At 73.9% G+C, this 12,926-nt stretch carries 11 protein-coding genes; 4 read left to right on the forward strand and 7 right to left on the reverse strand.

The window, feature by feature from the left end:
- Window positions 1-65: 65 nt before the first annotated feature.
- The 3 genes from BM158_RS00115 to BM158_RS22585 are packed head-to-tail and all read left to right on the forward strand — an operon-like array spanning window position 66 to window position 4,177.
- On the forward strand, window positions 66-2,171 hold the full coding sequence (locus BM158_RS00115) for a hydantoinase/oxoprolinase family protein (protein WP_091553130.1): 2,106 nt from the start codon (window positions 66-68) through the stop codon (window positions 2,169-2,171).
- Window positions 2,168-4,009 carry a hydantoinase B/oxoprolinase family protein gene (locus BM158_RS00120; RefSeq protein ID WP_091553134.1) on the forward strand — a complete coding sequence of 614 codons (1,842 nt, stop codon included), beginning with the start codon at window positions 2,168-2,170 and terminating at the stop codon, window positions 4,007-4,009. The genes BM158_RS00115 and BM158_RS00120 overlap by 4 nt, the downstream gene beginning before the upstream one ends.
- Window positions 4,010-4,048: 39 nt before the next feature.
- A complete protein-coding gene (locus tag BM158_RS22585; protein WP_268247909.1) occupies window positions 4,049-4,177 on the forward strand; it encodes a hypothetical protein in 129 nt (42 codons plus the stop codon).
- On the opposite strand, the gene BM158_RS00125 is transcribed toward BM158_RS22585, so the two are convergent.
- Both BM158_RS00125 and BM158_RS00130 read right to left on the reverse strand, forming a co-directional pair.
- Window positions 4,174-5,685: a Mur ligase family protein gene (locus tag BM158_RS00125; RefSeq protein ID WP_091553137.1), complete on the reverse strand. Its 1,512-nt coding sequence runs from the start codon at window positions 5,683-5,685 to the stop codon at window positions 4,174-4,176. The genes BM158_RS22585 and BM158_RS00125 overlap by 4 nt on opposite strands.
- A gap of 84 nt (window positions 5,686-5,769) precedes the next feature.
- The gene (locus BM158_RS00130; RefSeq protein WP_229827558.1) at window positions 5,770-6,369 is read right to left on the reverse strand and encodes a GDSL-type esterase/lipase family protein; all 600 of its coding nucleotides are present in this window, start codon (window positions 6,367-6,369) and stop codon (window positions 5,770-5,772) included.
- A 130-nt stretch (window positions 6,370-6,499) separates the two neighbouring features.
- Here BM158_RS00130 and BM158_RS00135 point away from each other — a divergent pair, with 130 nt between their 5' ends.
- A complete protein-coding gene (locus BM158_RS00135; RefSeq protein WP_229827557.1) occupies window positions 6,500-7,837 on the forward strand; it encodes an ATP-dependent 6-phosphofructokinase in 1,338 nt (445 codons plus the stop codon).
- A gap of 91 nt (window positions 7,838-7,928) precedes the next feature.
- Here BM158_RS00135 and BM158_RS00140 read toward each other — a convergent pair whose 3' ends face one another.
- The 5 genes from BM158_RS00140 to BM158_RS00160 form a co-directional block, all read right to left on the reverse strand.
- Window positions 7,929-8,708 carry a DUF1295 domain-containing protein gene (locus tag BM158_RS00140; protein ID WP_165628785.1) on the reverse strand — a complete coding sequence of 260 codons (780 nt, stop codon included), beginning with the start codon at window positions 8,706-8,708 and terminating at the stop codon, window positions 7,929-7,931.
- A gap of 95 nt (window positions 8,709-8,803) precedes the next feature.
- Entirely contained in the window at window positions 8,804-9,778 is a 975-nt protein-coding gene (locus BM158_RS00145) for an acetylxylan esterase (RefSeq protein ID WP_091553147.1), read from the reverse strand.
- Window positions 9,779-9,804: 26 nt separating this feature from the next.
- Window positions 9,805-10,629, reverse strand: a complete 825-nt coding sequence (locus BM158_RS00150; protein WP_229827556.1) for a carbohydrate ABC transporter permease — start codon at window positions 10,627-10,629, stop codon at window positions 9,805-9,807.
- A complete protein-coding gene (locus tag BM158_RS00155) occupies window positions 10,626-11,573 on the reverse strand; it encodes a carbohydrate ABC transporter permease (protein WP_207506024.1) in 948 nt (315 codons plus the stop codon). Before BM158_RS00155 ends, BM158_RS00150 begins: the two co-directional genes overlap by 4 nt.
- Window positions 11,570-12,919 (reverse strand): ABC transporter substrate-binding protein, encoded by a 1,350-nt coding sequence (locus BM158_RS00160; RefSeq protein ID WP_091553150.1) that lies wholly within the window; start codon window positions 12,917-12,919, stop codon window positions 11,570-11,572. Before BM158_RS00160 ends, BM158_RS00155 begins: the two co-directional genes overlap by 4 nt.
- Between the last annotated feature and the right edge of the window lie 7 nt (window positions 12,920-12,926).

Raw genomic sequence — 12,926 nt, forward strand, 5'->3', positions numbered from 1 at the left:
TCCGGGTCCGATGTTCTGACGTGGACGTCTTCCGCTGGAAATACCTCAGCGCTAAGTTATCGGTCATGACGAGCAGGCGGGTACGCATCGGCATCGACACCGGCGGCACCTTCACCGACGTCGTCGCGGTGGACGAGGAGTCCGGCGCCACGACGACCACGAAGACGCCGTCCACCCCCGGCAACCCGGCCGACGGCTTCCTCGCCGGCGTGCAGAAGGTCCTCGACCTCATGGGCCTGGACGGCGACGCCGTCACCGCGGTCAGCCACGGCACCACCGTGGCCACCAACCAGCTGCTCGAGGGCAAGCTGGACCGGATCGGCTTCATCACCACCGAGGGCTACGCATCGGTGCTCGAGATCGCCCGCCAGTCGGTGCCCGACGGCTACGGCAACAGCTACTTCTGGGTCAAGCCGCCGCGCATCGTCCCGGCCGACCTGGTGAAGACCGTCGGCGGGCGGCTGGACCACACCGGCGCCGAGGTGCGCCCCTTCGACCGCGACCAGGCCGTCGCCGCCGCGCAGTTCTTCAAGGACGCCGGCATCGGCTGCGTCGGCGTCTGCTTCCTGCACGCCTACGCCAACGACGCGCACGAGCGGGCCATGCTCGAGGTGCTGCACGAGGTGCACCCCGACTGCGTCGTGTCGGTGTCCTCCGGCGTGCTGCGCGAGTACCGCGAGTACGAGCGGTCGGTCACCACGCTGGTCGACGCCGCGGTGAAGCCCAAGGTCGGCGCCTACGTGACCAGCATCCGGTCGCGGCTGGACGAGATCGCCCCCGGCGTCCCCTTCTACGTCATGAAGAGCAACGGCGGTGTGCTGTCCGCCGAGGAGGTCGTGCACCAGCCGATCACCACCATGCTCTCCGGCCCGGCCGCCGGCGCCCTGGGGGCCGCGCTCATCGCGCAGACCGCCGGGTTCGACCGGATCCTCACCTGCGACGGCGGCGGCACCTCCACCGACGTCACCGTGGTCATCGACGGCGAGCCCGCGCTCACCACCGAGGGCACGGTCGGCGCCTACCCGTCCAAGATCCCGATGATCGACGTCGTCACCGTGGGCGCCGGCGGTGGCTCCATCGCCTGGATCGCCCCCGAGGGCACCCTCAAGGTCGGCCCGAAGAGCGCCGGCGCCGACCCCGGCCCGATGTGCTACCCCAGCCGCGGCCCCGAGCCCACCGTCACCGACGCGCACGTCGTGCTCGGCCGGATCCCCCCGCACCTGCTGGGCGGGGAGATCCCGCTGTCGGTCGAGGCGGCCACCGGCGGCCTGGACACCCTGGGCGGCGAGCTCGGGCTGTCGCTGGAGAAGACCGCCACCGGGATCCTGGAGATCTCGGCCTGGAACCAGGCCAACGCGCTGCGGCAGGTCACCGTGGCCCGCGGCCTCGACGTCCGCGACTTCACGCTGACCACGTTCGGCGGCTCCGGCTCGCTGCTGGCCTGCCGGCTGATGGACATCCTCGGTCTGCCCCGCACGCTGGTGCCGCCGAACCCGGGCAACGTCAGCGCGTTCGGCCTGCTCACCGTCGACGTCCGCAACGACTACGTGCAGACGATGATTGCCAAGCACACAGCGCTGGACGCCGGCGCCGTGGCCAGCGCCTACGCCGAGCTCGAGGCCCGGGCCGGCACCGCCCTGGACGGCGAGGGCTTCGCCCGCGACGACCAGCGCATGCAGCGGACGGCGGACCTGCGCTACGTCGGCCAGGCCTTCGAGGTCCGGGTCCCCGTGCCCGACGGCGAGCTCGACGACGCCGCGCTGGCCACGGTGGCGGACGCGTTCCACGCCGCGCACCACCAGCTCTACGGCTACGACTTCCGCACCGACCCCCGCCAGGCGGTGGAGTGGGTGAACCTGCGGGTCAGCGGCATCGGCCCGATCCGCCGTCCCGACCTCGTGGCCCGGCCCGACCGCACCGAGGGGTCGGTCGCCGACGCCGTCACCGGCACCCGCCGGGTCTTCTTCGACGCAGTGTCGACGGCGCCGTCCTCCGGAGGCGACTGGGTCGACACCCCGCTCTACGCCCGCACCCAGCTGCAGCCGGGCGACGTCGTCACCGGCCCGGCGATCGTCGAGGAGTTCGGCTCCACGGTCCCGGTGCACCCCGGCTTCCGCGCCACCGTCGACAGCTACGCCAACCTGCTGCTCACCAAGGAGACCTCGCGATGACCGCTGCAGACCCGGTGCTCGTCGAGATCGTCGCCGGCACGCTGGCCGCGATCGAGATGGAGGTCGAGACCGCCATCGGCCGCACCTCGCGCTCCCCGATGATCCGCGACGCGCACGACTTCCGGGCCGGCATCCACGACCGGCAGCTGCGCAAGCTCACCGGCCGCTCCTACTCCGCGCTGGTGCAGCCGGTGGTGCGCGACTACCCGATCGCGGAGATGAACGTCGGCGACGTCTTCTTCCACAACGACGTCTACCTGTCCGAGGGCGGGATCGGCCACCTGCCCGACCTGTGCGTGACGGTGCCGGTCTTCGCCGAGGGCGAGGTCGTCGCGTTCATCCAGGCCTTCGGCCACCACGACGACATCGGCGGCGCCGTCCCGGGCTCCATGCCCTCGGCGGCGACCAGCATGTTCGAGGAGGGCCTGATGGTCCCCCCGATCAAGCTGTGGGACCGCGGCGTCCCCAACGAGTCGGCGCTGAAGATCATGACGCGCAACTCCCGGATGCCCGACTCGCTGGCCGCCGACCTCGACGCCGAGTGCTCGGCCTGCCTGGCCGGCGCCCGCCGCCTGGGCGAGCTGTTCGAGCGGTACGGCGTCGCGGCGGTGGAGGCCTGCTTCGACGCGATCCTGGCCAACTCGACCGAGGTCTACCGGACCGAGATCCTCAGCCAGATCCCCGACGGCACCTACGTCTGGGAGGACTACGCCGAGCACGACGGCGTCGACGAGCCGATGCTGCACCGGCAGCGCATCACGCTGACCATGGACTCCTCCGCGGAGGTCCCGCTGGTCATCGACTTCACCGGCACCGGCCCGCAGGCCAAGGGCCCGATCAACCACTGCGGCGACTACTCCGACGGCAACTTCCTCAAGAAGTGGCTCGCGCCCATCCTGCGCAACCTGGCGGCGACGCCGGAGCGCATGGCCGAGCTCGACGTCAACGAGGGCGTCGTCCCGCTGATCGAGATGCGGTTCCCGGAGAAGGGCACGCTGCTCACCCCGGTGTTCCCCGCGCCGACCAACGCCCGCACGTTCGTCATCCTGCGGTTGCTGGGCGTGCTGGCCGGTGTGCTGGCCAAGGCCACCGGCGGCCGGATGCCCGCCGACCAGGAGACGATCCGCTACACCGGCGTCTACGGCACGGACGTCGACGGCGAGCCCTACCTCATGCGCGAGGTGCTCGGCGGCGGCTCGGGCGGGCGGTACTACGCCGACGGCGAGGACACCATCCACGTCGTCCCCGACTCCCGGAACCTGCCGACGGAGTTCACCGAGGGCCGCTTCCCGCTCCGGATCGAGGCCCTGGGCCTGGCGATGGACTCCGGCGGCCCGGGCCGGTACCGCGGTGGCTGCGGCTACGAGAAGCACATCCGGGTGCTCCGCGACGCGCACTTCATGTCCATCGCCGACCGCTCGATCCTGGCCTGCTGGGGCGTCAAGGGCGGCAAGGCCGGCCGGCCCTTCCAGATCACGGTCGACCCGGGCGGCCCGGACGAGCACGAGGTCGACGCCCTCGCCGACGCCGAGCCGCTCAAGGCCGGCACGGTCGTGCGGGTGCGGACGACGGGCGGCGGCGGCTGGGGCGACCCGCTGGACCGCCCGGTCGAGGAGGTGCTGCAGGACATCGCGTGGCTGAAGGTGAGCGTCGAGGGCGCCCGCCGCGACTACGGCGTGGTCGTCGACGACGACGGCGACGCCGACCTCACCGCCACCGACGCGCTGCGCGAGGAGATGCGCGCGGCCCGCACCGGCGAGGAGCCGTTCTTCGACCGCGGCCCCGGCTACGCCACCCTCTCCGGCGGCGCGGCGTTCAACGAGTTCGACGTCCTGTAGGTCGTGCGGTCGTGCGGCCCAGCCCCCAGGCTGGGCCGCATGACCGAACCCGACGAGAAGGACCAGTCCGCCGCCGAGGCACAACTGCACGCCGGCCCCCGCGACGAGGGCGGCGAGGGCGGCATGGCCACCCGTGAGCTGCGCGCCCGGGAGGCCGAGGAGGACTAACCGGCGGCCCGGCGGCGCCCGTCCAGGGCCGCCCGGGCCACCTCGGCGTCGGCGAACCGCTCCGCGCGGGCGGGGTCCACCGCCCCGGGCGCGTCCTGCAGCAACGTCTCGTGGCCCCGGCCGACGACCAGGACGACGTCGCCCGGGCCGGCCTCGCCCACGGCCGCGGTGATCGCGGTGCGCCGGTCGAGCACGGTGCGCACCCCGGCCGCGGAGCCGATCAGCCCCACCGCCAGCTCGGCCACGATGGCCGCCGGGTCCTCGCCGTGGCTGCCCTCGTTGGTCAGCCAGACCTCGTCGGCGGCCCGCGCGGCGGCGCCCAGGCCCTGCCGTTTCCACCGGTCCCGGGCGCCGCGCGCACCGAGCACCAGGTGCACCCGGCCGGCGGGCCGCAGCTGCGCCGCGGTGACCAGGGCCTCGGCGAGCGCGCCGGGGGTGTGCGCGTAGTCCACGACCACCAGCGGTGCGCCGGGTGCGCTGAGCAGCTCGCCGCGCCCGGGTGGCGCGTGGACGGCGGCCAGCGCGGCGGTGACGGCGGCGGGGTCGCGGCCCAGCCGGACGGCGGCGGCCCAGGCCGCGGCCAGGTTGGTGGTGTGCGCACGGCCCACGACCGGGGTGCGCACCCGGTGGCGCCCGCCGCCGACCTGGAGCAGCACCTCGGTGCCCGCCGCCCCCGACGAGCCCTCGAGCACCCGGACGTCGCAGTCGGCGCCGTGCCCCACCCGGGTCACCGGCACCCGGGCCTGGTCGGCCAGCCGCCGGCCCCACGGCTCGTCGACCACGACGACGGCCGCCCGGGTGCGGTCGGGGGCGAACAGCCGGGCCTTGCTGGCCCAGTACTGCTCGACGGTGCCGTGGTGGTCCAGGTGGTCGGCCTCGAAGCCGGTGAAGACGGCGAGCTGCGCGGGCAGGGCGTCCAGCCGGCCGACGTCCAGGGCGATGGAGGAGGCCTCGACGACGGCGCCGACGGCCCCGCGCTGCACCATCCAGCGCAGCAGCCGGTGCAGGTCGGGCGCCTCGGGGGTGGTCAGCTCGGTGGCCCGGGTGTGCCGGCCCACCCGCGCACCGACCGTGGTGAGCAGCCCGCAGCGGGCAGCGGGCCGGTCCAGCGCGCCGGCCAGCAGGGTGCTCGTCGTCGTCTTGCCGTTGCTGCCGGTCACCGTGACCACCCGCAGCCGGTCCGCCGGGTCCCCGGCCAGCAGGGCGCCGGCCGGCCCCAACGCGGCCCGCACCGAGGGCACCTCCAGCACCGGCACGCCGAGCCCGGCGGGCAGCCGCTCGGGCCGGTCGGCCAGCAGCGCCACCGCCCCGACCCCGACGGCCGCGGCGGCGAGCCGGTGGCCGTCGGCGCGGGCGCCGCGCACGCAGCCGAACAGGTCCCCCGGGCGCACGCGGCGGGAGTCGGTGACCAGGTCGGTGACCGGCAGGTCGACCGCGGGCGGCGGGACGGACAGCCGGGCGGCGACGGCGGACAGGGGTGTCCCGGGGGACAGGGACGGGCGGGGCACAGAGGGCCTCTCGACGGGACCACGGGCGTCGGCTCCACCCGCTGGCCATCATGGGGACCTCGCACCGCCCCCGGCCACCCGGGATCAGGCGGCGGTGCGCCCCCGGGCCACCGACCGCACGACCGGGACCAGCGCCTCGGCGATCAGCGCGTAGCCGGCCGAGGAGGGGTGGAAGCGGTCGGCGGAGAACAGCGCCGGCTGGGCCCGGAACCGGTCGCCCAGCTCGCTGCCGATCGGCACGGCCACCCCGCCGGCGGCCCGCACGGCGTCGGTCTGCCGGCGCTGCAGCTCGCCGCTGGCCACCGCGACCAGCTGCTGGAACGCCGGCGGCACCCACGGCACCGCGGACAGGTCGGGCGCGGGGACGACGAGGACGTCGGCACCGAGCACCCGCAGGTCGCGGACCGCCGCGCCCAGCTGCTCGGCCGCGGCGGCCGGGGGGACGAGCCGGGTGAGGTCGTTGGCGCCGACGACCACCAGCGCCAGGTCGCACCGGGTCACCTGGCGGACCTGGCCGGGCAGCGCGGCCGACACCGCGCCCGGGACGGCCACGACCTGCAGGGTCGCGTCGACGCCGTCCTCGGCCAGCGCCCGGACCAGCCGCGGGCCGATCGCGTCGTCGGGCCGGGCGGCGCCGGTGCCGTAGGCGATCGAGTCGCCGAGCGCGGCCAGGGAGAAGCTCACGGGAGTGGGAACGGGCCTCCGACCAGGGGTGTTCCGGGCGAGAACACGTCTGGGACGTCTACCCCGTTCGTGCAGGTCAGCGGCGAGCCGGGGTCCCGGCGGGGGCCCGGGACAGGGCACACTGGGGGCCGTGGACACCGACGAGCAGCTCGAGCTGACGGCGGCCGACCTCGCCGTCCGCACCCTCGGCGAGCTGACCATCCCCTCTCCGCTGGAGAGCGGCCTGCTCGAGCGCGGGGAGTCCCTGCACTACGTCGGCGAGCACGACCGGGTGCTGGTCGACGGCACCCTGGGCATGGCCGCCCGGCGCGGCGTCCCGGTGGAGGAGCTGCCGACCTTCGAGCCCGGCGGCCCGCGCCGCACGCTGTTCTTCGACCCGAAGAAGACCAAGGTCGGCATCGTGACCTGCGGCGGGCTGTGCCCGGGGCTGAACAACGTCATCCGCGGCCTGGTCGGCGAGCTCGCCGAGCACTACGGCGTGCACTCGGTGACCGGTTTCCGCGACGGCTACCTGGGCCTGACCCCGCACGGCGACGAGCCGATGGACCTCACCCCGGAGTCGGTCCGCTACATCAACCAGCAGGGCGGCACGGTGCTCGGCACCTCCCGCGGGAGCCAGGACCCGCGGGTGATGGTGGAGACGCTGCGGCTGCGGCAGATCGACATCCTGTTCGTCGTCGGTGGCGACGGGTCGCTGCGCGGGGCGCAGGCCATCGCCGACGAGGCGATGCGGCAGGGCCTGCCCATCGCGGTCGTCGGCGTCCCCAAGACCATCGACAACGACATCCCCTGGATCGACCGCAGCTTCGGGTTCCAGACCGCGTTCGGCCGGGCGGCGGAGTCGATCCGGTCGGCGGCCACCGAGGCGCGCTCGCACCGCGGCGGGGTCGGCCTGGTGAAGCTGATGGGCCGGCACTCCGGGTTCATCGCCGCCTACGCGACGCTGGCCAGCGACGACGTCGACCTGGTGCTCATCCCCGAGGTGGCCATGCCGCTGGGCGGGGAGCGCGGCGTGCTGGCGCACGTGGAGAAGGTGCTGGCCGACCAGGGCCACGCCGTCGTGGTGGTCGCCGAGGGCTACGGGCAGGACATGTTCGCCGGGGTGGAGGGCGGCGCCGACGCCTCGGGCAACGCGAAGCTGTTCGACATCGGCAAGAAGCTGCGCGACGAGATCGGCGCCCACCTCGGCGCCAGCGGGGTCCCGTTCCAGCTGCGCTACGTCGACCCGGGCTACGCCATCCGCAGCGTGCCGGCCAACAGCCACGACTCGGTCTACTGCACCCGGCTGGCGCAGGCCGCGGTGCACGCCGCGATGGCCGGCCGCACCGCGATCGTCGCCGGCCGCTGGCACGGCCGGTTCGTCAACCTGCCGATCCCGCTGGTCACCCGCTCGCGCAACCAGGTCGACCCGCGCGGGGACCTGTGGCTGTCGGTGCTGGAGACCACCGGGCAGCCGGTGCACCTCTAGCGCCGCACCGCGTACCGCTCGGCGACGATGCCGTCGAGGGAGCAGATCGCGGAGCAGAGCAGCCGGGCCACACGGTGGGCACGGCCCGCGCTCAGGTGCCGGGGAAGAAGAAGGGCACCCGCTGCTGGTAGTCCTGGTAGGCGGGGCGGTCGCCCATCCTGTCCTCGGTCCGCTTGGCCCCGGTGGCGTACACGAGGAAGTAGGTCATCGCGGCCGGGGCGGCGACCAGCCAGCCGCCGGGGGCGGAGGCGGCACCGGCCAGCCAGACGCCGTCCCACATGATCGAGTCGCCCAGGTAGTTCGGGTGCCGGGAGACACCCCACAGCCCGGTGTCCAGGACGTCGGGCCGCTCGTCCCGGTCGCGCTGCGCGTAGGCCGACTTCTGCCGGTCGGCGACGGCCTCCACCACCGCGCCGGCCACCGCGACGGTCACGCCGGCGGGGACCAGCCAGCGGCGGGCCGAGCGGGGCAGCGTGCTGGCCGCGGCCAGCTGCAGCGGGGCGGAGACCAGCAGCTGCGCGGCGGCCTGGGTGCCGAACACCTTCGCCAGCACCCGCGGGGTGGAGTCGCCCTCGAGGAACTCGGTGTACCGCTCGTCCTCGGTGTCGCTGCCGCGCAGCCGACGCAGCATCAGCGACTCCAGCCGGACCGCCCAGGCCGTGGTGAGCGCGGCCAGCGCCCACCGCCGGGTGCGGTCGCCGGTGCCCAGCGCCGCGCCGGTCAGCGCGACGGCGGCCAGGCCGGGGCCCCAGACGCCGTCGGCGTAGTCCCGCCGTCCCGTGCGCAGCGCCAGCGCCGCGGTGCCGGCCTGCAGCGCCGTCACCACCGCCGCCGACGCACCGATGACCCGCCGCAGGTTTCTCCTGTCCACGCCCACCGGGCCTCTCTCCCCCGCGGCGGGCCCGCTCAACCCCGGGTGGGGGCCGGTCGTCGCCGGGCCGGCGGGCACCGGCGACGACCGGGGTCTCAGGGGTGCAGGAGCTGCCGCAGCCAGGCCAGCTGCTCGGCCTCCTGGTGGAACTGGCCGCCCTCGTGGTCGTTGAAGGGGTAGCTGCGCAGCTGCTTGTCCCCCGCGTAGGCGTTGTAGGCGGCGTAGACCGTCGAGGGCGGGCAGACGTTGTCCATCAGCGCGACCGAGAACAGCGCCGGCGCCGTCGACCGGGTCACCAGCACCGCCGCGTCCACGTAGGCCAGCGTGGCGAAGACGCGGTCGACGTGGTCGCGGTGGCTGGCGAGGTAGGCCGCGATCTCCGGGTAGGGACCCGCGGTCGCCGTCACCACCGCCCGGGGGAAGTCCGAGAGGAACGGGACGTCGGCCATCACCCCGGCCAGGTCGTCGCGCAGCGCGGAGACGGCCAGCGCGATGCCACCGCCCTGGCTGATCCCGGCCACCACGACCTGCGAGGGGTCGACGCCGGGCAGCTGCTGGGCCGCGTCCACCGCGAGCACGGCGTCGGTGATCAGCCGGCGGTAGTAGTACTCCTCGGGGTCGAGCAGCCCCCGGGTCATGAACCCGCCGAGGTAGGAGGGCCCGTGGCCGTGCGGGTCGGGGGTGTCGCCCACCCAGCCGTAGCCGGTGCCCTGCCCGCGGCTGTCGACCTCGAGCACGGCGTACCCGGCCAGCGGGTAGGGGCCGACCTGGTGCGGCAGGCCGCGGCCGCCGGTGTAGCCCTGGTAGCGGACGACGACCGGCAGGTCGCCGGTCACCCCGGCGGGCCGGCGGTACCAGGCCTTGACGGGCTCGCCGTCGAAGCCGCTGAGGGTGACGTCGGAGACCTCGACGACGGACAGGCCGCTGTCGACGGGCTGCACCTTGGGCGGGGAGGCCACCTCGCGGGCGGCGTCGAGGGTGCGGGTCCAGAAGGCGTCGAGGTCGGCGGGCGGGGTGGCCGAGCTGCGGTAGCGCTGCAGCTCGGCGAGGGGCAGGTCGTACTGGGGCACGGGAGGTCCTGTCGGGAGGGGGCCGGTCAGCCCTTGACGGCGCCTTGCAGGAGGGCCTGGGAGAACTGGCGCTGGAAGACCAGGAACACCACGATCGTCGGCGCCATGATCAGCAGGGCGCCGGCCGAGAGCAGCACGATGTCGGTGCCGTAGCGGCCCTGGAAGGCACCCAGGGCGCCGGCCATCGTCCGCTTCAGCGGGTCGTCGACCATGACGATGGCGAGGATGAACTGGTTCCAGGTCCAGAGGAACAGCAGGATCGCCAGCGAGGACAGCGCGGGCACCGCCAGCGGCAGGTGGATCCGCCGGAACGCCCCCCACGGGCCGGCGCCGTCCAGCGCCGCGGCCTCGCTGAGCTCGACCGGCACGGTCTGGAAGTGGGCCCGCATCCAGAAGACGCCGAAGGGCATGAACAGCGCGATCAGCGGCAGGATGATCGCCCACCGGCTGCCCAGCAGCCCCAGCTCCTGCATCTGGTAGTAGAGCGGGGTGATGAGCGACTCGAAGGGGATCGTCAGCCCGGCGACGAAGACCAGGAAGAGCGCGCCGGCGAAGGGCACCTTCAGCTGCGCCAGGCCGTAGCCGGCCAGCGCGGCGAACAGCAGCGCGACCGGCACGACGCCGAGCACGATGAGCAGGCTGCTGCCCAGCAGCGGGCCCAGGTTCGCGACCCGGAACGCGTCGACGAAGTTGTGCCACTGCGGGTCGTCGGGCCAGCTGACCCCGGTGGGGATGCTGCCCTGGGGCTGCAGCGCGGTGGAGAAGATCGTGACGAACGGGACCAGCGTCGCGATCATGAACAGCACGAGCAGGCCGCGGCCGGCCAGCGTGCTGCGGGTCCTGGCGTTCACTGGTCGCTCCGCTGGGTCAGGCGCTGCACGGGCAGGATCGCGACCAGCACGAGCACCATGAGGACGACGGCCATCGCCGAGGCCTGGCCCACCTCGCGCTCGGAGAACGCCAGCCGGTAGATCTCGACGCCGGGGACCATCGTCTGGTTGCCCGGGCCGCCCTGGGTGGTGATGTAGACGATGTCGAAGCTGGCCAGCGCGGCGATCATGGTGACCGTCACGCAGACGCCGATCTCCCGGCGCAGGCCGGGCAGCGTCACGTGCCGGAACACCTGCAGGCGGCTGGCGCCGTCCAGCCGTGCGGCCTCGTAGAGCGAGGGGTCGATCTTGGCGATGCCGGTCAGCAGCAGCAGGGTGCACAGGCCCAGCTGGACCCAGGACCCGATGAGGCCGACGGCGGGCAGCGCGGTGTCGAAGTCGGCGAGCCAGGGCCGGGTGATGCCGCCGAGCCCGACGGCCGACAGGAGCTGGTTGGCGATGCCGTTGGTCGAGTAGACCCAGTCCCAGACGATGCCGGCGGCGACCAGCGGGATGACCTGGGGGATGAAGAGCACCGACCGGGAGACGGTGGTGAACGACCCCGACGGCAGGCCGTGCATCAGCGCTGCGGCCAGCAGGCCGAGGGCGACCGGGATGACGGTGAAGAAGAGGACCAGCACGACCGCGTTGGCGATGATGCCGAGCTGCTCGGGGTCGGTGAGGACCTCGACGTAGTTGGCGCCGCCGACGAAGGTGGCGACCCCGATGCCGTTCCACTCGTACAGCGAGTACTGCACCGAGGTGATCAGCGGGCGGAGCACGAAGAAGGCGTAGACGGCCAGGGCCGGGGCGACCCAGATCAGCTGACCCCAGCGGCGGCGCCCGACCGGGCGCCGCCGGCGGGTGGCCGCCCCGGCCCCGTCCACGAGGGACGGGACCGGGGCGGCCACGACGGAGGAGCTCACGATCCGACTTCGTCCTCGTACGCGGCCTGGATGGCGGCCACCGCGTCCTCGGGGGTGGTGCGGTCGTCGATCAGCGACTGCAGCTCGGGCCGGATCGACCCGGCGTAGATCCCGGCGGTGGCGTTGGCGACGAAGTCGACCAGCGTGCCGTCGGAGCCGACGGTGGCACCCGCGGCCAGGGTCTGCTCGGTCAGCGGGTTGGCCGCCTCGGGGATCTCGAGGTCGGTCGGGCCGCCGGGGTTGGCGCCCGAGGAGTTGACGATGATGCTGCGCGCGGTCTCGTCGGTGTGCAGCCAGTTCAGGAAGAAGGCCGCCTCGTCGGGGTGCTCGGCCTTGGCCGGGATGGTGTAGCTGTTCGGCGCGCCCATGGCGACCGGCGCGGCGCCGGCCTCGGTGCCCGGCATCAGGAAGAAGCCGACGTCGTCACCCATGGACTCCGCCAGGTTCGCCGACTCCCAGTCGCCGTTGAACATGAACAGGCCCTCGCCGCCGGAGAAGCGGCCCATCATGGTCGTGTAGTCCAGGCTGTTGGCGTCGGCGGGGAAGTACCCGGCGTCGGCCCACTCCTGGATGGTGGCCATGGCCTCGGTGGCCTCGGGGTTGTCGATGGTGGCCCCGGGCTGCTGGAAGGTCCAGTCCGCGATGTCGGTCGGGTCGGCCAGCTGGTTGTACAGCGCCTGGAACGGGAAGGCGATGCCGCCGATGTCGTTGAACTGCATGATCGGCTGCTGCCCGGCCGCCGCCGCGGTGGCCATGTCGGCCTCGAGCTCGTCGATCGTGGTGGGGGCCTCGGTGATGCCCAGCTGGGCGCCGATCGCCTTGTTCCAGTAGACGCCGGTCACCGAGTAGCCGATGCCCATGCCGTACAGCGAACCGGAGCCGCGGGCGTCGTCGGAGATGCGCATCTGCTGCAGCTGCGACTCGGGGAAGGCGTCCCAGCCGTAGGCGTCGAAGTAGGGGTCGAGGTCGAGCAGCAGGCCGTCGCGGGCCGGGTCGACCAGCTGGGGCAGCCGGATCAGGTCGGGGGCGTCGTCGCCGGCCATGACGCGGGAGGCGTTCTCGGTGAGGACGGCGAACTGGTCGCTGCGGATGTTGAACGTGATGTTCGGGTGCTGCTCGGTGAACTCGTCGGCCAGCTCCTGGGCGATCGGGAAGCCGGTCTCGATGTAGAAGTCGAGCTCGACGTCCTCGCTGGTCAGCTCGGTGCTGATCTCGCGGTCCTCGTCCTGGCCGCTCGCGGAGCCGTCCGCGCCCGGCGCGCTGCAGCCGGCCAGCAGGACGAGGGACAGCGCCGATGCGCCCACGACTGCTCGGGTGACCAGGCGGCGCCCGGTTCTGGTGTTCACACGCACT

This window comes from Klenkia taihuensis (assembly GCF_900112525.1).
GTDB classification, from domain to species: domain Bacteria; phylum Actinomycetota; class Actinomycetes; order Mycobacteriales; family Geodermatophilaceae; genus Klenkia; species Klenkia taihuensis.